At 40.7% G+C, this 23,325-nt stretch carries 20 protein-coding genes, 2 tRNA genes and 1 pseudogene; 17 read left to right on the top strand and 6 right to left on the bottom strand.

Annotation, left to right across the window (positions count from 1 at the left end):
• Positions 1-33: 33 nt before the first annotated feature.
• Both cysN and JZ787_RS02095 read left to right on the top strand, forming a co-directional pair.
• The gene (gene cysN / locus JZ787_RS02100) at positions 34-1,650 is read left to right on the top strand and encodes a sulfate adenylyltransferase subunit CysN (protein WP_346311512.1); all 1,617 of its coding nucleotides are present in this window, start codon (positions 34-36) and stop codon (positions 1,648-1,650) included.
• A gap of 144 nt (positions 1,651-1,794) precedes the next feature.
• Positions 1,795-2,067, top strand: coding sequence for a hypothetical protein (locus JZ787_RS02095; RefSeq protein ID WP_062034105.1), 273 nt, complete (start codon positions 1,795-1,797; stop codon positions 2,065-2,067).
• 119 nt (positions 2,068-2,186) lie between these two features.
• On the opposite strand, the gene JZ787_RS02090 is transcribed toward JZ787_RS02095, so the two are convergent.
• Complete coding sequence (locus JZ787_RS02090) at positions 2,187-3,350, bottom strand: sterol desaturase family protein (RefSeq protein WP_346311511.1); 1,164 nt, start codon at positions 3,348-3,350, stop codon at positions 2,187-2,189.
• A 242-nt stretch (positions 3,351-3,592) separates the two neighbouring features.
• Here JZ787_RS02090 and JZ787_RS02085 point away from each other — a divergent pair, with 242 nt between their 5' ends.
• From JZ787_RS02085 to JZ787_RS02060, 6 genes are all read left to right on the top strand, one after another.
• Positions 3,593-4,114 carry a PadR family transcriptional regulator gene (locus tag JZ787_RS02085; protein WP_346311510.1) on the top strand — a complete coding sequence of 174 codons (522 nt, stop codon included), beginning with the start codon at positions 3,593-3,595 and terminating at the stop codon, positions 4,112-4,114.
• Positions 4,115-4,123: 9 nt separating this feature from the next.
• On the top strand, positions 4,124-4,420 hold the full coding sequence (locus tag JZ787_RS02080; RefSeq protein ID WP_234953792.1) for a DUF3861 domain-containing protein: 297 nt from the start codon (positions 4,124-4,126) through the stop codon (positions 4,418-4,420).
• A 34-nt stretch (positions 4,421-4,454) separates the two neighbouring features.
• The gene (locus tag JZ787_RS02075) at positions 4,455-4,715 is read left to right on the top strand and encodes a DUF2798 domain-containing protein (protein ID WP_004694355.1); all 261 of its coding nucleotides are present in this window, start codon (positions 4,455-4,457) and stop codon (positions 4,713-4,715) included.
• 230 nt (positions 4,716-4,945) lie between these two features.
• Positions 4,946-5,938, top strand: coding sequence for an NAD(P)H-quinone oxidoreductase (locus JZ787_RS02070; protein WP_078425445.1), 993 nt, complete (start codon positions 4,946-4,948; stop codon positions 5,936-5,938).
• Positions 5,939-6,170: 232 nt separating this feature from the next.
• Complete coding sequence (locus JZ787_RS02065) at positions 6,171-6,371, top strand: hypothetical protein (protein WP_004980994.1); 201 nt, start codon at positions 6,171-6,173, stop codon at positions 6,369-6,371.
• 146 nt (positions 6,372-6,517) lie between these two features.
• Positions 6,518-7,423, top strand: a complete 906-nt coding sequence (locus JZ787_RS02060; RefSeq protein ID WP_183176273.1) for a WYL domain-containing protein — start codon at positions 6,518-6,520, stop codon at positions 7,421-7,423.
• 137 nt (positions 7,424-7,560) lie between these two features.
• Here the strand turns inward: JZ787_RS02060 and JZ787_RS02055 are convergent.
• Positions 7,561-7,646, bottom strand: a tRNA-Leu gene (locus JZ787_RS02055).
• Between the two features lie 10 nt (positions 7,647-7,656).
• A tRNA-Cys gene (locus JZ787_RS02050) sits at positions 7,657-7,730 on the bottom strand.
• A gap of 152 nt (positions 7,731-7,882) precedes the next feature.
• Here JZ787_RS02050 and folD point away from each other — a divergent pair.
• Positions 7,883-8,731 (top strand): bifunctional methylenetetrahydrofolate dehydrogenase/methenyltetrahydrofolate cyclohydrolase FolD, encoded by an 849-nt coding sequence (folD, locus tag JZ787_RS02045; RefSeq protein WP_010326278.1) that lies wholly within the window; start codon positions 7,883-7,885, stop codon positions 8,729-8,731.
• 272 nt (positions 8,732-9,003) lie between these two features.
• Positions 9,004-9,690, top strand: coding sequence for a 50S ribosomal protein L11 methyltransferase (locus tag JZ787_RS02040; RefSeq protein WP_218288205.1), 687 nt, complete (start codon positions 9,004-9,006; stop codon positions 9,688-9,690).
• Between the two features lie 27 nt (positions 9,691-9,717).
• On the opposite strand, the gene JZ787_RS02035 is transcribed toward JZ787_RS02040, so the two are convergent.
• Positions 9,718-10,146, bottom strand: coding sequence for a hypothetical protein (locus tag JZ787_RS02035; RefSeq protein ID WP_058869220.1), 429 nt, complete (start codon positions 10,144-10,146; stop codon positions 9,718-9,720).
• A 172-nt stretch (positions 10,147-10,318) separates the two neighbouring features.
• Entirely contained in the window at positions 10,319-11,638 is a 1,320-nt protein-coding gene (locus tag JZ787_RS02030) for an MFS transporter (protein ID WP_062034098.1), read from the bottom strand.
• A gap of 537 nt (positions 11,639-12,175) precedes the next feature.
• On the opposite strand from JZ787_RS02030, the gene glpD reads away from it, so the two are divergent.
• A complete protein-coding gene (glpD, locus tag JZ787_RS02025) occupies positions 12,176-13,693 on the top strand; it encodes a glycerol-3-phosphate dehydrogenase (RefSeq protein ID WP_346311509.1) in 1,518 nt (505 codons plus the stop codon).
• 468 nt (positions 13,694-14,161) lie between these two features.
• Here glpD and JZ787_RS02020 read toward each other — a convergent pair whose 3' ends face one another.
• Entirely contained in the window at positions 14,162-15,994 is a 1,833-nt protein-coding gene (locus JZ787_RS02020; RefSeq protein WP_062034095.1) for a phosphoenolpyruvate carboxykinase (GTP), read from the bottom strand.
• A 415-nt stretch (positions 15,995-16,409) separates the two neighbouring features.
• Between JZ787_RS02020 and JZ787_RS02015 the strand changes: the two genes are divergently transcribed.
• The 6 genes and pseudogenes from JZ787_RS02015 to JZ787_RS01990 all read left to right on the top strand — a co-directional run bounded on the left by JZ787_RS02015 (position 16,410) and on the right by JZ787_RS01990 (position 23,312).
• On the top strand, positions 16,410-17,333 hold the full coding sequence (locus JZ787_RS02015) for a diacylglycerol kinase family protein (protein ID WP_058869224.1): 924 nt from the start codon (positions 16,410-16,412) through the stop codon (positions 17,331-17,333).
• Positions 17,330-18,106, top strand: a complete 777-nt coding sequence (locus JZ787_RS02010; protein ID WP_346311508.1) for a metallophosphoesterase — start codon at positions 17,330-17,332, stop codon at positions 18,104-18,106. Before JZ787_RS02015 ends, JZ787_RS02010 begins: the two co-directional genes overlap by 4 nt.
• 194 nt (positions 18,107-18,300) lie before the next feature.
• Positions 18,301-18,591, top strand: coding sequence for a co-chaperone GroES (locus tag JZ787_RS02005; protein WP_010326285.1), 291 nt, complete (start codon positions 18,301-18,303; stop codon positions 18,589-18,591).
• Between the two features lie 67 nt (positions 18,592-18,658).
• Positions 18,659-20,293, top strand: a complete 1,635-nt coding sequence (gene groL, locus JZ787_RS02000) for a chaperonin GroEL (RefSeq protein ID WP_131275967.1) — start codon at positions 18,659-18,661, stop codon at positions 20,291-20,293.
• A gap of 209 nt (positions 20,294-20,502) precedes the next feature.
• Positions 20,503-21,349, top strand: a pseudogene (locus JZ787_RS01995) (IS5 family transposase); the annotation flags it as partial.
• Positions 21,350-22,046: 697 nt separating this feature from the next.
• Complete coding sequence (locus JZ787_RS01990) at positions 22,047-23,312, top strand: anaerobic sulfatase maturase (RefSeq protein ID WP_346311507.1); 1,266 nt, start codon at positions 22,047-22,049, stop codon at positions 23,310-23,312.
• The last annotated feature ends 13 nt before the right edge of the window (positions 23,313-23,325 follow it).

The following is a 23,325-nucleotide window of genomic DNA, read 5'->3' as shown; positions in this document are numbered from 1 at the left end:
CCGATTTCTAAAGAATATGTGGAGTTTTGAGCAATGTCTCATCAATCAGAACTGATTAGCCAAGATATCTTGGGCTATCTAAAACAACATGAAAATAAAGACTTATTGCGTTTTCTGACTTGCGGGAACGTCGATGATGGTAAGTCAACTTTAATTGGTCGTTTGCTTTACGATTCAAAATTGATTTATGAAGATCAATTGCAAGCGGTGACTCGTGACTCTAAAAAAGTCGGTACGACAGGCGATGCACCTGACTTAGCACTCCTTGTCGATGGTCTACAAGCTGAACGTGAGCAGGGTATTACCATTGATGTGGCTTATCGTTATTTTTCAACTGAGAAACGTAAGTTCATCATCGCTGACACACCGGGACATGAGCAATACACGCGTAACATGGCCACTGGTGCGTCGACTTGTGACCTTGCGATTATCTTGATTGATGCGCGTTATGGTGTACAAACTCAGACACGTCGTCATACTTATATTGCAAGCTTACTGGGCATTAAGAACATTATTGTTGCAATTAACAAAATGGACTTGGTTGAATTTTCTGAAGCGCGCTTCAATGAAATTCAGACGGAGTATGCAGGTTTTGTGGCGCAATTGGGTGACCGTAAGCCAAACAACATTATCTTTACGCCTATTTCAGCATTGAATGGTGATAACGTTGTCAATAAATCACCAAATACGCCATGGTATACAGGTGAAACGTTGATGGGTACGCTTGAGTCTGTGGAAATTAACCGCAGTTCAGTGACCAACGATTTCCGTTTCCCTGTGCAATATGTGAACCGTCCAAACCTCGACTTCCGTGGTTTCTGCGGTACGGTTGCGCTAGGTGATGTATCGGTAGGTGACAAAATCGTGGCTTTACCATCAGGTAAGTCGTCGACGGTTAAAGAAATCGTTACTTATGATGGGAACTTAGAGCGTGCCGTTGCAGGTCAAGCCGTAACGTTGACGCTGAATGACGAAATTGATATTTCGCGTGGTAACGTACTTGTGCGTGCGGATCAAGCTGCGCCAGAAATTTCACGTTCGGTCAATGCCACGGTGGTTTGGATGGCAGATCAACCGCTGGTGATTGGTAAGTTGTATAACTTAAAAGTGGGCACGCAAACTGTTCCTGCAAAAGTGACTGCAATTAACTACCGTACCAATGTGAATACATTGGAAAAAGTACAAGTCGATAGTCTTGAGCTGAACGCGATTGCTAATGTCACGGTTGAGTTTGATGCGCCTGTGGTATTTGATCGCTACCAAGACAGTCGTTATACAGGTTCGTTTATCTTCATCGACCGTTTAAACAACGTGACGATTGGTGCGGGTATGGTGGAAGAGTCTGTGGAATGGTCTGCGCATAGCAACCCTGTCACAGCGGAAGACCGTGCTGCACGTTTAGGTCAAAAACCTGCTGCGGTAACTGTATCTGTGAAAGCCCTAGAAAATACACAAGTACTTGAAAACTTGTTAATTCAACAAGGTGTGGTTGCAATTGCGAAAGCAGGTCTAACTGCTGATCAGGTTGCACTACTACGTGAAACAGGTGTGGTTGTGGTGACTGACCTTGTCGATGGTACAGATGTCGCATTCACTCAAGATGCGGTTGAAGAGCTAGCTGATAAAATTGTTGAATTGGTTCGTCTGTAACTGATTGAGCGAATTTGAAAAGGAACCCACCGTAAGGTGGGTTTTTTATTTCTATTTTAGATGGATAAATATTATTCAAATAAATAATGTGATATTTCAATAAAAATTCAGTGCTATAGAATGCCTCTTTTGTAGAGGGGTATTATGAAAAAAATATTATTATTTATTGGTTTAACTTTAACTTTTGCTGCTGATGCTAAACAGGCCACGCAAAGTGATGAAGCGATTAAGCAAAAAATTATTCAACAATCGATACAAGCGTATTCGGGAAATTGTCCTTGTCCTTACAATACTGCAAGAAATGGAAGTCGGTGTGGTAAACGTAGTGCTTACAATCGAGTCGGTGGCGCTGCGCCACTGTGTTATCCAGAAGACGTGAGTGATCGTATGGTCAAAGAATTTAAAGGGCGAGCGTAATTTAAGTTCGATTTACAAGGCTTGGAAAATGAAAGAAAACCTGCGGAGATACAGGTTTTCTATTTTGGTGAGGGATTAGACAAGCTTCAATTATTGAGATTGTTAATCGATTGGTTTTATTAGGAAGTCTCATTATCTTTGTTTAAGCGCTTTTTCAGTTTATTCACATAGCGTTTAAATGGCCAAGTAAACTGCTTCACAAAACTGTTTGGAATTTTATAACCCACTGTGCCATATACACTGGCCAAATGATTGGGCATATAAATGGATTTAAACATCACATCATAAAGGGGGATAAAGGCAGCATAGTTTTTATCAATCGCAGGCTGTTCAGAAGAATGATGCCAGTGGTGAAACTCAGGTGTTGCGATCAGCCAGCGCAGATAGGGAAAGCGGAAACGCACGTTGGAGTGAATAAAAATGGCATGGAAAGAAATAAAGACCAAATAAGCAAAGACTGCAGACGTATGAAAACCTAACAAGAAAATTGGCAAGGTTGCAATAAAACGGGTCATTAACACTTCAACGATGTGTAAGCGTGAAGAGGCTAGCCAGTCCATTTGTTCCGTTGAATGGTGAATAGCATGAAAGCGCCATAAAAAGTTCACTTCATGCATCGCACGGTGTAACCAATAGGTGGTGAAGTCCACCACAATCAATAACTCAATAAACTGCAACCAAATTGGCTGCGCCTGCACATATGGCACAATCGGGTTATTGGGAATATGCGTGATCCAATACTGAATAGGCATGACCGTTAAAAATGAAAAAAGCTGAATGCCAATATGGCTAAACATGAAATATTTCATATCTGTGACCCAGCCGACGCGCAGAATTTTCTGTTCAGTGTTCTTTGCAAAGAATCCTTCAAGTGGTATGAAAACCAAAGCAAGGATGATTAAGGTAATAACGAAATAATCAAAACCTGCATAAAAGGGTAGAGCAGGCAATGTCGGTGCTTTGATCAGCCCACAGCCTAAAATAGCCGCTAAAATGGTGATACACAAACCATAAAAACCATATTTATTCTGTTTAATGATCGCACTATAAGTACCAAAACCAGCACTAACGACAATACCAAACAGTAAGGTATAGTAGAAAACATCATAGTGTTTGCTATATAGCGGGCGTAGCTCTGGTGTGGTGAGCACAGTGGGAAATAAAAAACATAAAGCAGCAAAAATACCCAAAAAGCCTAAGGAAACAGAAAGAAATGCACTGATCTTGCCTTGCCCAGCATTGAGTTGTAGGTTTTCAAATTTTTTTCTAAGTTGATCTGTCATTTTAATTTAATTCTGAATTTTAGGAGTTTTGTCAGAGTTTGCTTGAGGGTGTGAGCATGCAAACAGAGGTTAAATTTTAGCGATATTACAACTGTTCAGCAATCTTATCTAAAAAGATCCAGTAATCCTTCACGTTTACCTATTTGATTATAAATTCTGATGTTCTATTTCAGAATTTAAGGTTGCAATCATTAAAAAATTGTTTAAGATATATCTTAATGATTTAAAGTTGTATCTTAGATATGTCTAGAACACAAAAAGTTGAATCCTTTACTCATTTGGAAATAGCGCCAGTGTTACGTAAACAGCGCCTATTTGAAGCGGGTCAGATGAAACTTCTAGCCTTACATCTCATTTCATTCGCGCCTAAATATGGCTATGACCTTATTAAAGAAGTGGGTGAAATTGTGGGTGGGGGCTATTGCCCAAGTGCAGGAACGATCTATCCAACCTTGAATTATTTGGAGGAGCAACTGTTTGTTCAGGTCGCGTTAGATGGTGCTGAACGCAAGCAATACCGTATAACGGCCTTGGGTTTGAAGCATCTTGAGGTTGAAAAAGCGATCGTAGAAAAGATCTTATCTCGTTTTGATACGCGTAAAAAAATTCAAAATAATGAACAATATCTTGACATTAAACGTGCGATGGAAAACCTCAAAGCTTCCTTAAAGCTCAAGATCCAATATAGTGCGCTGAGCGCTGAACAAATTCGTGTTATTGCAGAACAAATTGATCAAGCAGCGGTGAATATTGCACGTCTCTAGGAAAACAGAATGAAACAACATGCTTATGAAGTCACACTTAAACACATTGCAGATGCTCAAGGCAACCCGTCGACCTATACCGATATTTTGAGTTTTAACAGCTATAACCACGACGATATTTTTAACGTGTTACAGGTGATTCAAAACAGTCAAATGCTGGATGATGAAGCAGCGAAATCATTTGCTGTTGGTTTAAAGCTCTTTAGTGAGGTGATGCTAGAGCATAAAAACCTTCCGCTCTTTAAAGATTTTATGCCACATTTTGGGCAGTTTATGAAAGCTTTAAAACAAACCGTTAAAACGTAAAACCAAAGCTAACTTTTATTTACTCAGGTCGATTATGTTCAACACGCTCCCAAAAATTCATATCAAACACTTAAATTGGTTAATGCCTTTATTACTTTCAGGTCTGATGAGCGGATCTATTTCTGGTTTTAACTTACTGTTAAATAAAGGCCTAGTGCATAATTTCTTCCACCTTTGGCTCAAAAGCTGGAGCTTATCTTGGTTGATTGCATTTCCGCTGATTATGGTGTTTTTGCCTTTGGTTCGTAAATTTCTAATGCAGTTTGTGTCTTTGCCTGATCAGCCACGCAACTAAATACCTGTGCTTTTCATCTGGTCCGAATCGTTCTAAGTAATGTTTGAGAGGGATGTCGAGTGCAGTTGCATTGATGTCGCAGTTTACTTTTTTTATCAATGATCAGTGCTATCACGCAGCAAAATAGTCTTCAGACTATACATAAGTACGGTGTTCTTCATTTCAATTTATTTCTATGATCAAATAGGTCTATGAAACTTGAAAAATATCGCAAGAGTTAGGAATAAATCATGTCACAAACAACGATGCAACAGGTCATTATTACAGAGCCGGGTGGTGTGGATAAGCTGGCATATGAAACAGTGACTATCCCTGAAGCAAAAGCAGACGAGGTCTTGGTTAAGGTTCATGCGTTTGGTATTAACCGTCCAGATATTTTACAGCGTCAGGGTTTATATCCAATGCCGCCTGGGGTAACGCAAGTGCCAGGACTTGAGGTTGCAGGTGAGGTCGTTGCAATTGGAGCTGAAGTTACACAGTTTAAATTGGGTGATAAAGTTTGTGGTTTGACCAATGGTGGTGGTTATGCCGAGTATTGTGTAGTTCCACAAAGTCAAACTTTACATATTCCAGAAAATGTAAGTTTTGTGGAAGCGGCGGCTATTCCTGAAACTTTTTTCACGGTCTGGGCGAATGTGTTCCAAATGGGTAAAGCTAAAGCAGGGGAAGTGGTGTTAGTACATGGTGGAACCAGTGGTATTGGCACCACGGCACTCATGTTATGTAAAGCATTGGGCATTAAAACCTTTGCAACCGTTGGTAGCGATGAAAAAGTACAAGCCATTGCAAATTTGACAGATGCCATCAATTATAAAACCCAAGACTTTGAACACCTGATCAATGAGAAAACGGATAATGCGGGTGTTGATGTTATTTTAGATATGGTGGGTGCACCGTATTTAGAAAAAAATTTGAACTTGCTCCGCCGCGATGGACGTTTGGTTTATATTGCCTTTTTAGGGGGTGCAAAAGCCAAAGAGGTTAAGTTGGGGCAAATTATGATGAAGCGCTTAACCATTACAGGCTCGACCATGCGTGCACGAAATACCGCTGAGAAAGCGGAGATTGCACAAGGTTTACAAGATCATGTAGCACCGCTATGGGCCAAAGGTGAGTGCTTGCCAATGATTTATCAAACTTTTGAGTTCGATCAGATTCAAGCAGCACATGCGTGCATGGATACGGGTGAGCACGTGGGTAAAGTTGTGGTAAAAATTCTGTAATATTTCTATAGTATAAAAAGTAGAGCTGACCTAGTGTCAGCTTTTTTTTGCCTAAAATTTTGCCAAAAAATAAAAATAATGTACTGAAAATAGAAAATAATTTAACAAAGATTAAAAAATGATAACTGTTCGACACAACCTGTCAAAACTGTGGTGTAAATTTTCAACTAAATTTAAACCTGACAAATTTACGTGGTTTTAAATGAAAAATAAAACAGAAAAGAGGGTTGTCATGAAAATTTTATCGACATCATATACACATGCACATGGTTTCCGTGCGCTCAAGCGCTTGCATAAGGCGGTTATCTATAATAGTGTTTTACCTGATGAGTTACACAAGTTGTATAAAGCCTTAATTCATTTTGAGCGCTATATAGAGCGATTAGCGCATCAGCAAACCGCTGTAAAGAAGAAGAAATCTAACAAACATTGATCACTTTTGTTGATAAAAACATGACATAGCTTGAAAGCTAATCGTTTGTCTTTTACTTAATATTATTCAGTGACTTATATTGAATATAATGCTTAGGCATTTAACTATAAATAAAGACACAACATTGATTGTGCAGCGAGGGCAATATGAAGCGTAAAGCTTCAACACATGAACGCCTTGCGGAGCGTTTAGCAAATATTTTGACTAAATTAAATACTGGATATCAATTAGGGGTTGCAGAACTAGCACATGAATTTCAGGTGAGTACGCGAACGATAGAGCGAGATTTTGATCGTCTCAATACGTATTTGCCTTTACTTCAAGATGAATATACCAAGAAGTACTTCTTAGATCCGGTTTATCTTGGACGCTTTAAGCTACAAGACATTCAAAACTTTGCGCAGCTTTCTGGGATCAGTGAGCTCTATCCATCTCTAGATATGTCTTTTCTACGTGGTCTGCTTGATGAGCGTGCGAATCAAGTGTTCTCTGCCAAAGGTTATTATTATGAAAATGCACAGCAATTTGCTGAACATTTTCAGGTTTTTGCGGGCGCGATTCATAAGCGTCAAAAAATCAGTTTTATTTATAATGATCGTTTGCGCCATGTTGACCCGTATCGTTTAATTCATCATCAGGGAAGTTGGTATTTGGCTGCAGCTGTAGCTGATGAATTACGTGCTTATCGTTTAAGTAAAATAGATCAAGTGGTTGTACATGAGTCGGAGCTTTTCGAGCACCATTTAGAAGTTTTGACCCAATTAGAGCTTAGTGAGGGGATTTGGTTTGCAAAGCATAAGCAAACGGTGAAAATATCGGTTCGACCTGAAGTTGCTTTATATTTTAAGCAACGTCTATTATTGCCAGAGCAACAAATCGTACTAGAAGATGCATCGGGTGGTTTATTAATTGATTGTCAAATTTGCCATGAAATGCAACTTTTACCTTTGGTACGTTATTGGATTCCATACATTAAAATTATTGAGCCAGCTCATTTTCAAGAAAAATTAGAACAAGATCTGCAACATTACTTATTACCACCCTTATCGTAATAAACGAATGAGATATTATTTTTAAGAGAGTCAATGTGCTCTCTTTTTTGTGCATTGCATTATGCTTTTTCTGTAGGCATAAAAAAACCAGCTTAACGCTGGGTTCTTTAAATGCACCATACTTAGAAGTATAAGAATGGTGCCCGAGGCCAGACTCGAACTGGCACGCTTTGTGGGCGGGGGATTTTAAATCCCCTGTGTCTACCGATTTCACCACTCGGGCTTTAACAAGATGGAGGCGGAGGTCGGAATCGAACCGGCGTCCACGGAGTTGCAGTCCGCTGCATGACCACTCTGCCACCCCGCCGCGTCTTGTTGATGCGTATATTAGCAAGCTCTGAAAAAAAAACAATAGTGCTTTCATTCGTATGCGCATAAAAACAGCATATAGCGAAAAATATTTAAAATTATCATGTATTATGTGCAAAATTGATTCATATCAACACTTGGAGATGTGCCGTGGCATTAGTTTTAGATGGTCGTGCATTGGCAAAACAAATTGAAGCTGACTTGTTAACTCGCGTTGAAGCGCTCAAAGCAAAATCAGGTCGTACCCCAATTCTTGCGACTATTTTGGTGGGTGACGATGGTGCATCTGCAACTTATGTACGTATGAAAGGAAATGCCTGCCGTCGTGTTGGTATGGACTCACTTAAAGTTGAACTGCCAAAAGAGACCACCACTGAACAATTGTTGGCAGAAATTGAAAAACTGAATGCAAATCCTGATGTTCACGGTATTTTGCTTCAACATCCAGTGCCTGAACAAATTGATGAGCGTGCATGTTTTGATGCAATTTCTCTTGCAAAAGATGTGGATGGCGTAACGTGTCTTGGTTTTGGTCGTATGGCCATGGGAGAAGCAGCATATGGCTCTGCGACGCCTGCCGGCATTATGACTATTTTGCAAGAAAACAATATTGAAATTGCTGGAAAGCATGCCGTTGTTGTAGGTCGTTCTGCAATTTTAGGTAAGCCAATGGCTGCGATGTTACTTCAAGCCAATGCAACCGTAACGATCTGTCACTCACGTACTCAAAACTTAGCTGACTTTGTAAAGCAAGCCGATATTATCGTGGGTGCGGTTGGTAAGGCAGAATTGATTCAAAAAGATTGGATCAAACAAGGTGCAGTGGTTGTTGATGCTGGTTTCCATCCACGTGATGGTGGTGGTGTAGGCGACATTCAATTGGTCGGTATTGAAGAAGTGGCTTCTGCGTACACACCTGTTCCAGGTGGTGTTGGCCCAATGACGATTACGACACTAATTCGTCAAACAGTTGAAGCGGCTGAGAAAGCTTTAGGTTAATTTTTATAAGACTCTAAAATCAGTTTTATGATGGTTTGGGAGTCGTGACATCGTCATTTGCTGTTGTTCGAGGCCGGACTAAATTTGATAAAAATGTTTCTGCGAAGCAGTAAATAAATGATGATTTCAGTCGAGTTCAGCAAATGGCAATGGTTTTGCCTACTTTTGTCGAAACAAAAGTAGGTCGAACCGAAGGTTATGCATATCATGCGTCTTAATGTGTAAGACTCCGTTGTGCGTTTATTAAAAAATTCTACAAATATAAAATGTCCATGAGCTGTACTTTCCAATTCCCCAAAGCCCCAGATCATTTACTTCAAGCCTTGCATGAAGTGATTCCACAGTGTGAATTGCTTGCGCAACAGCTTCCTGAAACATCTATTTCGCTGTGGCTCATTCCTCCCGTATTTCCAACCGATAAACTGGATGATGAAATCATTCGTCGCATTTGGAATGAAACGCCATATTGGATCTTTTGTTGGGCTTCAGGCCTAGCCATGGCACAGTGGTTACTGGCAGAACCTCATCATGTCAGAGATAAGGTGGTATTGGATTTTGGTGCAGGTTCAGGTGTGGTGGCGATTGCAGCCAAAATGGCGGGTGCAAAACGTGTGATTTGTTGTGATATTGATGCCGTTAGTTTAGATGCTTGCCGTGCCAATGCGGAACTCAATAACGTAGAGCTAGAGTATTTGGATGACTTGTATCAATCTGAACAGGTCGATGTTCTATTGGCTGCCGATGTTTTATATGACCAATGTAATCGATTCTTTTTAGATGAATTTTTAAAGTTTGCACCTGAGGTTTGGGTGGCAGATAGTCGTGTTAAAAATTTTAGTCACCCGCAGTACATAAAGCTTGATGAGCGTAGTGCCACAACTTGGCCAGATCTAGATGAGTCACCAGAGTTTCGTAATGTGAGTTTTTATCGAACTTTAGAGACTCAAAAAGGGCACTAAGCCCTTTTTTATGTATATTAAGCGCTGTTAAGAACAAGTATAGCGTACTACATGGAGTGTGCTTGGGCGTGCTTCAAGTGACTCACGTGTTGCAAAGTTTTCACCTTGATGTAGGTCAGGTGTATTGCTTAAACCAAAAGTGGCACGAGTTTGACCAATTTGGCGTCCATATTCGGGAACATCTGCTGCAGTATTAGGAATTTCATTAATGCTTAAAATCGCCAATTTATAATTCTTTTGTGAACCTAAAACTTTTTGGCAAGCACGTTGTAATTTATTTTCATCGAGTTGCTGATTTTTACGAGCAGCAAGCGTATAAGCAAGGGTAGCACTCGACGCTGATTGATGTTCAATTTGATAGCCAACATTGCCATTGTACTGGCGAGGTGTGCTTTGACATGCAGATACTGCTAAAACGATACAGCTTAAGCCTAAAAGTTTATACGTATTTTTCATATAAAAAGTTCCTAACATTATTCTTGTTCTTAGTATGCCATACACAGGTGTAATTCACGATATTTCAATCGATCAAGTTTCGGCAAAAAAATTGATCAAACATAAAAAATGCCTTCATTCGAGAAGGCATTTTTTATGTTTAGCTTATTAACTTACACAGTCAATTTAAGCATCAATGATCGGTAATCATGCTGTGCTTTTTGGTGTCTTTCATAAAGATGTAAGTCAGTAGAGATAAGCCAATCATGAAGGTGATGTAGTAAAAGAAGTAGTTTTCATGTCCTGCATTTTTAAAGCTCAACGCCACAAGCTCTGCTGTGCCACCAAAGATGGTATTAGCAATCGCATAAGGTAGGGCAACCCCTAATGCACGAATATGCGCTGGGAAGAGCTCTGCTTTAACTACTGCATTAATCGCAGTATAACCTGTCACAATCACCATACCACTCATACATAACATAAATGCGGTTGTTGGGCTGCTGGTTGAACCTAGACCATTGAAAATTGGAATTGTGAACAGTACGCCCAATACACCAAAAGTGATCATAATTGGTTTACGACCAATTTTATCAGACAGGGCGCCCACCACAGGTTGTAATAGCATGAAGACAAAGATTGCTGCTGTGGTGATCTCTGTTGCTGTGGTTTTCTCAAAACCTGAGGTGTTAACCAAGTATTTTTGTAAATACGTGGTAAAGGTGTTGAATGCCAGTGTTCCACCCGCTGTCAGCATAATCACAGTGAATGCTTGCTTTGGATATTTGGTAAATAAAGCAAGTGCGCTAGATTTAGGGCCACCATTTTTAGCCTGTTCTTGTGCATCTTTTGAAGATTGGGTTTCAACCAAACCACGACGAATCCAGAACACCACAATGGCAAGTACAGCACCAATGAAGAAGGGAATACGCCAGCCCCATTCAGATAACTGTGCTTCGCTCATGGTGCGTTGTAAAATGATCAACACACACAGCGCCAAGAGCTGACCTGAAATGAGAGTCACATACTGAAAACTAGAGAAGAAACCACGATGGTTTTTACCAGCCATTTCCGTTAAATAGGTTGCGCTTGAACCGTACTCTCCACCAACACTTAAACCTTGTAATAAACGGGCAAAGAGTAATAAGGCAGGTGCGAGCATACCCACACTGGCATAGGTAGGTGCACAGGCAATAATCAAAGATCCCACACACATTAAAGATACAGACAGGGTAAGACCTGATTTACGTCCTTTACGGTCTGCATAAATGCCCATGATCCACGCGCCAATAGGACGCATCAGGAAGCCCAGTGCAAAGACAGCAGCAGCTTGTAAAAGTTTTACCGTGTCATCCCCTTCAGGGAAAAACTGTGGCGCGAAATATAAGGTAAATGCGGCATAGACATACCAGTCATACCATTCAACTAAGTTGCCAGCTGAACCACCGAGAATCGATTTTAAGCGGGTCTTTTTATCGATGCTTACTGGAGCAGCTTGGGGAGATAGATCAGTCACAAAAATTTCCCAAGGAGAAGTTCGGAAAATACATCTTTTAACTTTTTAAGTAGAAAAAGTTAAAACAATATATTTTAAGATTAAACAAAAAATTCAGTTTCGTTATACGCCCCTTATCCTTGGACTTCATTCGACTTTAGTCTAAAAGTTGGTATGATTTATATGCTGTTAAGTTTTTCTAATGAATATCTTTATTTTAATGGGAAATTATCATTTTACTTATCTAAAACAAACTCTTGTGATTTTTTAATATGTGAATAGTCAATTAAAATACAAGGGGTTATAGTGCTTTTTTATTTTATGGTGAATGTTGATTTTTAGAAAAGAAAGTGTTTTTTAGCTTGGAAATTAGTCGATTTTTCACTGAATAGTAAAAATTAAAAATTAAATTGTAAAAATAGATGCGGTTATTAATTTATTTAGAATAACGAATTTTCTCTGATTTGACTGGCTTTGGAATATGACAAGGTTGGATTTTGATGTTAAGTTTAGCGTGAAGAACAAAAATAACACAATAACTCAACGAGAGAGGTGGATATGCAAGACACAGATGCCATTTATGATATTGCCGTTGTGGGCGCGGGCATCAATGGGGTGGGCATTGCAAATGACGCTGTAGGGCGCGGTTTAAGTGTTTTCGTCTGCGAAAAAGATGACTTAGCTAGTCATACGTCTTCAGCCAGTAGCAAGCTCATTCATGGTGGATTGCGTTATCTCGAACAAAAAGAATTTCGTTTGGTGCGTGAAGCGCTATTAGAGCGTGAAGTACTGTTAAAAAAAGCCCCACATTTGATCCATCCTATGCGTTTTATTATGCCGCATTTACCTTATTTGCGTCCTGCGTGGTTGATTCGTTCAGGCTTGTTTATCTATGACTATTTGGCAAAACGAGAAACATTAGAGGGCTCGGAGCTTGTTCATTTTAATGTCGATAGCCCGTTAAAAGACACCATTAAGCGTGGTTTTGAATATTCGGACTGTACTGTGGATGATGCTCGTTTGGTGGTAGTCAATGCAATTCAAGCACATGAGCTGGGAGCCCAAATTCGGACACAAACACGATGTGTTTCTGCGGTTCAGCAGGAGGGTGTGTGGTGTCTAACCTTAGAGCATCAAAAACAACATTACCAAATTAAAGCTCGAACTTTGGTTAATGCAACGGGTGCATGGGTCACGGATTTTATTCAACAGCAACTGTCCAAAACCCCAAAGGCAGGCATTCGATTGGTTCAGGGCAGTCATATTATTGTGAAGCGTTTATACCCGGAACCGCATGCGTTTATTCTACAAAATGATGATCAACGCATTGTGTTTGTAATTCCTTATTTAGATGAATACAGCCTGATTGGTACCACGGACGTAGAGTTTGAAGGTGATGCAAATTATGTCCACATTACCGAGCAGGAAAAGGCTTATTTGATTGATGTGATTAATGACCATTTCAAGCTTCAATTACAGCCAGAAGATGTAATCTCAAGCTTTGCAGGCGTAAGGGCTTTGTATGATGATGCAAGTACACAAGCCTCTAAAGTGACACGTGATTATGTACTGGCGATGTCTAAACCTGTTGTGGATGAAGCACCATTGTTATCTGTTTATGGTGGAAAGTTAACGACTTATCGCAAGTTGGCGGAAGCGGCTTTGCTACAGCTGAAACGATATTTTCCACACATGAAAGCGGAATGGACGGCTGAGGCAAAACTCCCAGGTGCAGAAGGTTTTAGTTCAGTCGAGGTTTTATGTGCAGAGTTGATGCATGAAATCAAAGGGCTAGAGTCTCAAACAGCGCATCGTTGGGCAAACAGTTATGGTAGTCGAGTGTGGCATATGCTCGGTGAAATCAAAGATATACAAACTTTAGGGCAGTCTTTTGGCCATGGTTTGTATCAGCAAGAAGTGGATTATGTAGTGAAACGTGAGTGGGCCATCAGCAGTGAAGATATTTTAAAACGCCGGACTAAGCTGTATTTAAAATTTGATGCACTAGAAACCCAAGCTTTAGGCCTCTACTTGCAGGATTTACACCTGCGTCGTCTGCAAGAGGATGCTGCATAGTATTGATTGTGTCAGGTTACATTTGATTCCGTTCTATTAAAAAAGCCGCTATTGCGGCTTTTTTAGATTTAAACTTTGATACCGCCGAGCTGTTTACAGTCTACAGGTGTCTTCCATTTTACAGCCGTTCCCCAAACGACTGGACGGACAATACGCCAAAGCGTTGGCTGGCATTGTAGTCAATGACGACGTAACACCGACTTGATTGTGCACGTTCAGCAATACGCGGATAGAGTTCAACCACGCTGCCATAAGTGCCCTTGGCGACTTTGCTGAGCTTTTGATTTCAAAATTGAGTTGAATCGGAGGGGTCTTTGATCGAGTAAACATGAAGTGCTGGCTAAGTTGTTGCTACTTATTTTAGTCGCGATTGGTTGGATAAATTTTGTTGAGTTATAAAGTTTTAAAAGTATAAATAGATTAAAAAAAAGACCGCTTACGCGGTCTTTTTTTTGCTTAATTTAAAGATTAAGCAGATTGCTTAACAGCATCTAAAAGTTCGTTTTGACGAGCTTTAAGTGCAGCTGGTAGGCGTTCACCAAGTTTGTCGAATAGTTCAGTGTGGCTTTCAAGCTCTTTGATCCATTGATCTTTGTCTTGAGAAGTCACAAGGTCAAACTGGGCTTTAGTGAAGTCAGAACCTGTCCAGTTCAACTGTTCATACGTTGGAACTAAACCAATTGGTGTTTCAACTGCATCAGCACGGCCTTCACAACGGTCAATGATCCACTCAAGAACACGCATGTTTTGACCGAAACCAGGCCATACGAAGTTGCCTTCAGCATCACGACGGAACCAGTTCACGTTGTAGATGCCCGGAAGTTTGTTGCCCGCAGCTTTAGCTTTTGCTGCTACCTCTTCACCAAGCTCTAACCAGTGAGAGAAGTAATCCGCCATGTTGTAACCCGCAAATGGAAGCATTGCGAATGGGTCACGACGAACAATACCTTGTTGACCAACAGCAGCAGCAGTTGTTTCAGAGCCCATAGTTGCAGCTTTGTAAACACCATCTACCCAGTCAAATGCTTCTGAAATTAGAGGCACTGTGTCCGCACGGCGACCACCAAAGATAAACGCTGAGATTGGAACACCCGCTGGATTTTCCCAGTCAGCATCAATAGAAGGACATTGACCCGCTGAAACAGTAAAGCGTGCATTTGGATGAGCTGCTTTTTCTGCGCCAGTGTGGGGTTGACCTTTCCAGTTGGTCAGGTTAGCAGGTGCTTCTTTAGAAAGACCTTCCCACCATACTTCACCATTGTCAGTTACAGCAACGTTGGTATAAATCACGTCTTTGTGAAGTGTAGCCATACAGTTCGGGTTGGTCTTGGTATTTGTACCAGGCGCTACACCGAAGAAGCCTGCTTCTGGGTTGATTGCGTATAAGCGACCGTCTTCACCTGGTTTGATCCAAGCAATATCGTCACCTACAGTTTCAATTTTCCAACCTTCGTAGCCTGCTGGTGGAATCAACATCGCGAAGTTTGTTTTACCACAAGCAGAAGGGAATGCCGCTGCGATGTAGTGTTTTTCGCCTTGAGGGTTAGTTACACCTAGGATCAGCATGTGTTCTGCTAACCAGCCTTGTTGACGACCCATAGACGATGCAATACGTAAAGCTAAGCATTTTTTACCTAACAATGCGTTACCGCCGTAACCAGAACCGTAAGACCAGATTTCACGTGTTTCTGGGTAATGCACGATGTATTTTTCAGGGTTGCAAGGCCATGCAACATCTTTTTCGCCATCAGCAAGCGGCGCACCAACAGTATGTACGCAAGGAATAAATTCACCGTCTGTACCAAGAACGTCATAAACAGCTTTACCCATGCGAGCCATTTTAGACATGCTAACTGCTACATATGGAGAGTCAGTTAATTCGATACCAATATGCGCAATATGAGAACCTAATGGGCCCATAGAGAACGGTACTACATATAAAGTACGACCTGCCATTGAACCGTCAAACAAACCATTTAGGCGAGCACGCATTTCAGCAGGCTCTTCCCAGTTGTTTGTTGCGCCTGCATCTTCTTGTTTTTCAGAGCAGATGTAAGTACGACCTTCAACACGAGCAACGTCAGAAGGATCAGAATTAGCAAGATAAGAACCAGGATGCGTTTCTTGGTTAAGCGCTTGCATTGTGCCGTTAGCGATCATCAAGTTGATATAACGTTGATATTCTTCTTCGCTGCCGTCACACCATTCAATTTTCGCTGGTTTTGTTAATTTTGCAATTTCTTCCACCCACGCAATAAGCTTAGGGTGACGAACGAATTCTGGTGCGTTCACTTGGGTCATGGTGAGGCCTATCTCAAATATGTACACGTTTGTACAAAGTACAATCTCAGCAATAAAATTTACTGCTGAGATGAAAAGATGAAAAAAAAGTGGCTGTATTAAAGCATAATTTGATAAAAAAAATAAGACCAAAGGCGTATCTAAATTATGAACAGTTCGATGGAGTTTCTTTATTTTAATTATTAAAAAACAATAGTTTGGTTGGATTTCTTGCTTTTATTTTGTGTATTTATTATATTTATGAGGATTATTCATTTAAGATATTAGTATTAAAATCATATGCTTGCATTTATTTTGTGATTGAGATTTATTATTGATTAAATAAATGGTAGTCATTTGAATTTTACATAACAAAACTGTTAAGTGTTGAATATTTGGACAAAAATAGAGCAATTACTTCAAATTTAGGTGCAAAATGTCAGAACAACTCAAACCTTTATCACTTATTTATAATAAAAAATCAGGTTTTCATGCTGCAAATAAAGATGAAGTGTATGAACAGTTGGTAGCAGATTTGAGTACTGCGGGTTTTGAAATACAGTCATTTGAGTTAAGTGAGTGCATGAACTTTGATCAGATGATGCAAGATATTTTACTACGTCATCGTCAAGCGGAGAATGTAGGGGTCGTGGTTGCTGCAGGTGGTGATGGAACTTTAAATGCAGTTGCATCTAAATTGATGGGAACGGATATTCCTATGGGGATCTTGCCTCTAGGTACATTTAACTATGTTGCACGAGTGTTGAATATTCCGCTGGATTTATTAGACGCGGCCAAAGCCATTGGTGAAGGGCAGCCACGTTCTGTACATGTGGCACAGCTCAATCAACATATCTATCTGAACAATGCCAGTTTAGGGCTGTATCCTTTATTTATTCAAAAAAGAGAACAGTTTAATAAGCATTTTGGGCGCTTTCCATTGCATGCGTATACCTCAGCATTGGATGTTCTCATCCGCGACCGTAAAGAGTTAAAACTTGAAGTAGAAGTCGATGGACAACGCTATCCAGTGAAAACGCCATTGATTTTCTTTGGCAATAACCAACTTCAACTGGCTGAAATGAAACTACGTATTGCCGAGGCGGCGGAAGCAGGCAAAGTGGCTGGCGTGGTAGTAGCAAAAAGTGATAAGCGGACTTTGTTCAAGACCTTATGGCAGCTGATTAAAGGCAATTTGGATCAGGCTTCCGATGTCTATAGCTTTGCAGCAGATGAAGTGATTGTTCATTCAAAGCGCAATAAGCTCACGGTTGCGGTAGATGGAGAAATTGTCACGATGACACCACCGCTGAAAATTACAGTACGTAAGCATGCGCTGAATGTCATGGTTCCCGCATGATTTTACATTTGTCGGATTTACATTTTGGAACCGAACGCGAAGTCTGTTTGCAGGCCATTCGTCAGTTATGTGAGGAACATCCTTTTGAAGCCGTAGTGGTCAGTGGGGACTTGACCCAACGTGCGCGGTTTATTCAGTTTTATGCTTGTCGGCAGTTTTTAGACAGTTTGAAGCTGCCGTATTTGGTGGTGCCAGGGAATCATGATATTCCGCTGTACCATGTGTGGAATCGTTTTTTTAGCCCCTTTGCACGTTATCAACTGTTTTTTGGGGGGATGGAAAACACGTTGGAAACTGAACACTTTTATGTCATTGGGGTGAATAGTATTCGTCGGCGCTACCATACACGAGGGCATATTTCACTGAGCCAAATTCAAGAGATTGACCTGAAATTACAGCAAGCACCAGCGCACAAAATTAAACTGATCGCCGCGCATCAGCCTTTTTATACTCCGCCAGACCATAGTCATGGTGTGAAAGACTGCCCAATGCTTGGTCGTATTGCGTTGGAGCAATGGAGCCAACATGGTTTAAATGGACTGTTACATGGGCATTTACACCACGCTGCCGTTTATGATTTAAATCAGATTTATCAACTTGGGGTATCGCATCCGGTGCTGGATATTCATGCAGGAACGGCAACGTCTTACCGTTTACATGCGGGCCTGCCCAATAGCTTGAATATTATTTTGCCGAATGCTGATGTACAACATTTGAGCTTTAACGCTGCAACCAATCGCTTCGAGTTGATGCAGCAAAATACCTCAGATTGAATCGAGTGTCTAAACTTTGATGAGGTTTGCTTAAAAAGAGCGCAAAAATATAAAAATATTTTGTGTTTGCCCTTGAAGCGTTTTATTCCATCCCCACAAAAGTGTCATATCAAAATTTTGTTGATGACCTAGGAATAAGAAGTCATCTTCACATCGTAAACAACGGCATTTTGAAAATGTCTATGGAGCAAGAAATGAGCAAAATTCGTCCTTTACATGACAACGTTGTGATTCGCCGCGTAGAAAAGGAAACTAAAACAGCAGGTGGTTTAATTTTGAGTACTTCTGCTGCTGAACAGCCAGCTCAAGGTGAAATTATTGCAGTAGGTAATGGCAAAATTACAGACAATGGCGTTCGTGCTTTAGACGTAAAAGTGGGCGACAATGTACTGTTTGGTGCATATGCAGGCACTAAAGTTAAAGTTGAAGGCGAAGAACTTCTTGTGATGAAAGAGTCTGATATTTTAGCAGTTCTTGAAGGTTAATTTAGAACGCTCATTTGCTGTTTAAGCAATACAATTGATTAAAATTTAAGAATATTTGGAGTTTAGCATGTCAGCTAAAGACGTAAAATTCGGTGATTCAGCTCGCTCAAAAATGATTGCAGGCGTAAACGTACTTGCAGATGCTGTAAAAGTAACTTTAGGCCCTAAAGGTCGTAACGTTGTGATCGACCGTTCTTTCGGTGCTCCGCACATCACAAAAGATGGTGTAACTGTTGCGAAAGAAATTTCTCTAAAAGACAAATTTGAGAACATGGGCGCTCAATTGGTTCGTGAAGTATCTTCTAAAACTAATGACATCGCTGGTGACGGTACAACAACAGCGACTGTACTTGCTCAAGCAATTTTAAATGAAGGCATCAAGTCTGTAACTGCGGGCATGAACCCAATGGACTTGAAACGTGGTATTGACCTTGCTGTTAAAGCATTGGTTGCTGAAATCAAAGCAACTGCTAAACCGGCATCAGATACTAAAGCGATTGAACAAGTGGGTTCAATCTCTGCAAACTCTGACGAAACTGTAGGTAAACTCATTGCACAAGCAATGGAACGCGTAGGTAAAGAAGGCGTGATTACCGTTGAAGAAGGTTCAGGCTTTGAAGATGCTTTGGACGTTGTTGAAGGTATGCAGTTTGACCGTGGTTATATCAGCCCGTATTTTGCAAACAAACAAGATACATTAACGGCTGAACTTGAAAATCCGTTTATCTTGCTTGTTGACAAAAAAATCAGCAACATCCGTGAATTGATCACTGTTTTAGAAGCTGTTGCTAAAACTGGCAAACCACTTCTTATCATTGCTGAAGATGTTGAAGGTGAAGCGTTAGCGACACTTGTTGTGAACAACATGCGCGGCATTATTAAAGTATGTGCGGTTAAAGCGCCAGGTTTTGGTGACCGTCGTAAAGCAATGCTTCAAGATATCGCAATCTTGACGGGCGCGACTGTGATTTCTGAAGAAGTCGGCATGACTTTAGAGCAAGCTTCTCTTCAAGACTTAGGTACTGCGCACAAAATTACTGTATCTAAAGAAAACACGGTGATTGTTGACGGTGCTGGTGATGCAGCTCAAATTGCTGAACGTGTGACTCAAATCCGCGCGCAAATTGAAGAATCATCTTCAGAATACGACAAAGAAAAACTTCAAGAACGTGTTGCTAAACTGGCAGGCGGTGTAGCTGTAATTAAAATTGGTGCAGCGACTGAAGTTGAAATGAAAGAGAAGAAAGACCGTGTAGACGATGCGCTTCATGCAACACGTGCTGCGGTTGAAGAAGGTGTGGTTGCTGGTGGTGGTGTTGCACTGGTACGTGCTGCAGCTGCACTTGACGGCGTAAACGGTGCGAATGACGATCAAAACGTAGGTATCAACATTTTACGTCGTGCAATTGAAGCACCACTTCGTCAAATCGTTGCGAATGCGGGTGATGAACCTTCAGTTGTGATTAACGCTGTGAAAAATGGCGAAGGTAACTTTGGTTATAACGCTGCAACTTCTGAGTATGGCGATATGCTAGAAATGGGTATCCTTGACCCAGCGAAAGTAACGCGTTCTGCACTTGAGCATGCTGCATCTGTAGCTGGTTTAATGTTGACAACTGAATGTATGATTACTGACATTCCAGAAGACAAGCCTGCAATGCCTGATATGGGCGGCATGGGTGGTATGGGCGGAATGATGTAATCTGCACCATATTATTTTAGATGTAAAAAGGCCGCTTAAATGCGGCCTTTTTATTATTTGTAAATGTTGGATTGATTTGATGCATAATGCTTAAAGTGGTTTAGTTAGGCTGTTTAATTAAAGTAATTGATTTTTTAGCTATTTTAGTCTGAATAGACTTTGTTGCACAAATCTATTCTTAAGGGCTTCTTCATCAATATAATTTCTAAATGAAGAAGGCTGCACCTAAAATTTATCGCACAACTAATTGGCCCTTGTATAACCGAGCACTAATAAATAGAGGAAACATCTTCATTTGGTTTGGCCCAACGACTCAATGGTATGCTCAACCACAAGGCAAGCAGGGTCGAAATCAAACTTATGCCGATGCCGAGATTCAGTGCTGTTTAATAATCAAATCGCTATTTCTACTCTCTTTACGCATAGTCACAGGATTTGTTCAGAGCCTCATTAAACTTAGTGGATTAGATTGGACAGCACCAGATTATTCCAAGCTGTGTAGAAGACAGAAGCATATTGATATTGCAATTCGCTATCAAAAAAGTAGTAATGGACTTCACTTGCCCGTGGACTCTACTGGCTTAAAGTTTTTAGGTGAAGGTGAATGGAAAAGGAAGAAACATCAGCCTGAATATCGTCGCCAATGGCGTAAGCTTCACATTGTTATAGATGCTGGAACGCTGCAAATACTTGCAGTTCAGCTCACAACGAACAATATCAGTGATTCCAGGTACTCGGTGATTTACTTGGTTAAATACCACTTGATGAGCGAATAGATTCTGTCTATACCGATGGAGCCTATGACACTAAATGCTGCAGACGAGTGATCTCAGATCGTCAAGCACATGCAGTGATTCTGCCAAGAAAAAATGCAAAACCATGGAAAGACAAAAAATTAGAATCTTTAGAAAGAAATGAATTATTGAAAATAGTTAAACGCCTAGGAAAACTGATTTGGAAAAATGGTCAGGCTATCATCGTCGTAGTTTGGTCGAAACCAAGATGCATTGCATCAAATTACTAGGCGATAAACTCAGTGCTAGGAACCTTCAAAGCTAGGTCAACGAGGTACATGCCCGTATAGCCATTTTAAGACCGATCTCATACCCAAGTTGTCACTTAAATTTGAGTTGCTTAGGGGTATTTTTTTAAATCTTTGTGCAACAAAATCCTTTTTCAGCAAAAATTCCAGACGACGATAGGTCTGTATTCGCAAGTATAGGAAAAGGCATTTTTTCAAATACACACTAAAGAATAATAAGTTTTAGAACATGATCTGAATCCGAAGAATGCTTTAATAAAAAGAGAGCATAAAAATGCAATTACCATTCTTTTGAGTGGTTTTTCTATTTTCAAAGTTTGATAACGTGCTCTACCAAGCGATGCAACTATGTGAGATGGGTCAGTATTTTTCAGTATGCCAAAATTGGAATTGGCTGTTGATTTTTACTCTTACACAGTAGCTTTGCTGATGAAAATTAAGCTTAGGGACAAGAAGAGAATGAATTATAAAACATTGGAATTATCAAAATATCCGCAAGGTCATCTTATAGCAGCCTTCCTGTTGCATGTGTAGCGGCAACAGTCACTTGGGTTAATCCATTCAAAATACCAAAGGCTTGGGTCTTTAGCAGACTACATGCAGTGAATGGAATGAAACTCGCTAATATCTTTTCACAGAATGACTTGTGCACATGGTTTTGTACAGTTGCGAATTAGTGCCTGAACGCTGAAAAAATGAGGACTCTAAAAAATGCGAATGATACCTATACAAGCTGAATCGCCGCCTTTAAAAAGCCTGCAAGTGCAGGGACAAACATATCGCTATCACGTGATGGTCAAGCCCTCTGGCGCACAGTGTAACTTGGACTGTAGTTATTGCTTCTATTTGCATAAGCAAGATATGTTGCATCAACCGAAAACTCCGCGCATGACGGAGTCAATGCTAGAGCTTCATATTAAGCAATATATTGAAGCACAAACTGGGGATGAAATTGTCTTTAGTTGGCAGGGCGGTGAGCCGACCTTGATGGGGTTGGATTTTTTCAAACGCGTGACGGCACTACAACATAAATATAAGAAACCCAATCAACGCATTGAAAATGACTTACAAACCAACGGTATTTTACTCGATGAACACTGGTGTGCCTTTTTAAAAAAGCATGATTATCTTGTTGGCTTATCCATTGATGGTCCAGCCGATTTGCACGACATCCATCGTTATAACAAAGGTGGTAAACCTACCCATGCCAAAGTGATGCATGCTGCGCAACTACTGCATCAATACCAAATACGCTTTAACGCATTATGTGTGGTCAATCGCGATAACAGCAAACGACCGCTCGATGTGTACCGCTTCCTGCGTGATCAGGTTAAACCTTACATGATTCAGTTTATTCCAGGCATGGAAAGTGCGCAGTTCCAACAAACAGCGCCAGGACACTGGAATCCAGCCGATTTACCGAAACTAGGCAGTACAGCAGCACAACCCGGAACTACTGATTCCGTAGTAACCGACTGGTCGATTGCAGCGGATGATTGGGGGAGCTTCTTATCTACTGTATGGAAGGAGTGGTTTGCTCAAGACTTTGGACAAGTGTTTATCGATCAATTTGAGAATGTGATTTCGATGATGTTTGGATATGGCGCACAAAAATGTGTATCTGGCCAGATTTGCGGGAAGTCACTCGCAGTGGAGCACAATGGTGATTTATTTTCCTGTGATCACTTTGTCTATCCAGAATATAAGCTCGGCAATATTCATGACATTCATCAAGGGGATTTAGTTTTTTCAGAACGACAGAAAAAATTCGCCTACGCCAAATCCAGCACTCTCCCCGAATATTGCAAGCAATGTCCTTATCTTCAATTGTGTTGGGGAGATTGTCCGAAAGATCGCTTTTTAAAGACGCCAGATGGAGAGGTGGGCTTGCATTATCTTTGCTCAGGGTTAAAGAAATTTTTTCATACCGCAACTTCATCCAAGCATGAAATCGCGAGACGTTTACAACCACATTAAAAGAATTGTTGTA

This window comes from Acinetobacter sp. BWR-L5 (assembly GCF_039655985.1).
GTDB classification, from domain to species: domain Bacteria; phylum Pseudomonadota; class Gammaproteobacteria; order Pseudomonadales; family Moraxellaceae; genus Acinetobacter; species Acinetobacter johnsonii.
Note: the sequence above shows the minus strand (reverse complement) of the source record. Positions and strands in the feature narration are given on the sequence as shown.

Bases quoted from the DNA above. Each gene is read 5' to 3' on its own strand.
- cysN (WP_346311512.1), top strand. From the start codon at position 34: ATGTCTCATCAATCAGAACTGATTAGCCAAGATATCTTGGGCTATCTA.
- JZ787_RS02095 (WP_062034105.1), top strand. From the start codon at position 1,795: ATGAAAAAAATATTATTATTTATTGGTTTAACTTTAACTTTTGCTGCT.
- JZ787_RS02090 (WP_346311511.1), bottom strand. From the start codon at position 3,350: ATGACAGATCAACTTAGAAAAAAATTTGAAAACCTACAACTCAATGCT.
- JZ787_RS02085 (WP_346311510.1), top strand. From the start codon at position 3,593: ATGTCTAGAACACAAAAAGTTGAATCCTTTACTCATTTGGAAATAGCG.
- JZ787_RS02080 (WP_234953792.1), top strand. From the start codon at position 4,124: ATGAAACAACATGCTTATGAAGTCACACTTAAACACATTGCAGATGCT.
- JZ787_RS02075 (WP_004694355.1), top strand. From the start codon at position 4,455: ATGTTCAACACGCTCCCAAAAATTCATATCAAACACTTAAATTGGTTA.
- JZ787_RS02070 (WP_078425445.1), top strand. From the start codon at position 4,946: ATGTCACAAACAACGATGCAACAGGTCATTATTACAGAGCCGGGTGGT.
- JZ787_RS02065 (WP_004980994.1), top strand. From the start codon at position 6,171: ATGAAAATTTTATCGACATCATATACACATGCACATGGTTTCCGTGCG.
- JZ787_RS02060 (WP_183176273.1), top strand. From the start codon at position 6,518: ATGAAGCGTAAAGCTTCAACACATGAACGCCTTGCGGAGCGTTTAGCA.
- JZ787_RS02040 (WP_218288205.1), top strand. From the start codon at position 9,004: ATGAGCTGTACTTTCCAATTCCCCAAAGCCCCAGATCATTTACTTCAA.
- JZ787_RS02035 (WP_058869220.1), bottom strand. From the start codon at position 10,146: ATGAAAAATACGTATAAACTTTTAGGCTTAAGCTGTATCGTTTTAGCA.
- glpD (WP_346311509.1), top strand. From the start codon at position 12,176: ATGCAAGACACAGATGCCATTTATGATATTGCCGTTGTGGGCGCGGGC.
- JZ787_RS02020 (WP_062034095.1), bottom strand. From the start codon at position 15,994: ATGACCCAAGTGAACGCACCAGAATTCGTTCGTCACCCTAAGCTTATT.
- JZ787_RS02015 (WP_058869224.1), top strand. From the start codon at position 16,410: ATGTCAGAACAACTCAAACCTTTATCACTTATTTATAATAAAAAATCA.
- JZ787_RS02010 (WP_346311508.1), top strand. From the start codon at position 17,330: ATGATTTTACATTTGTCGGATTTACATTTTGGAACCGAACGCGAAGTC.
- JZ787_RS02005 (WP_010326285.1), top strand. From the start codon at position 18,301: ATGAGCAAAATTCGTCCTTTACATGACAACGTTGTGATTCGCCGCGTA.
- groL (WP_131275967.1), top strand. From the start codon at position 18,659: ATGTCAGCTAAAGACGTAAAATTCGGTGATTCAGCTCGCTCAAAAATG.
- JZ787_RS01990 (WP_346311507.1), top strand. From the start codon at position 22,047: ATGCGAATGATACCTATACAAGCTGAATCGCCGCCTTTAAAAAGCCTG.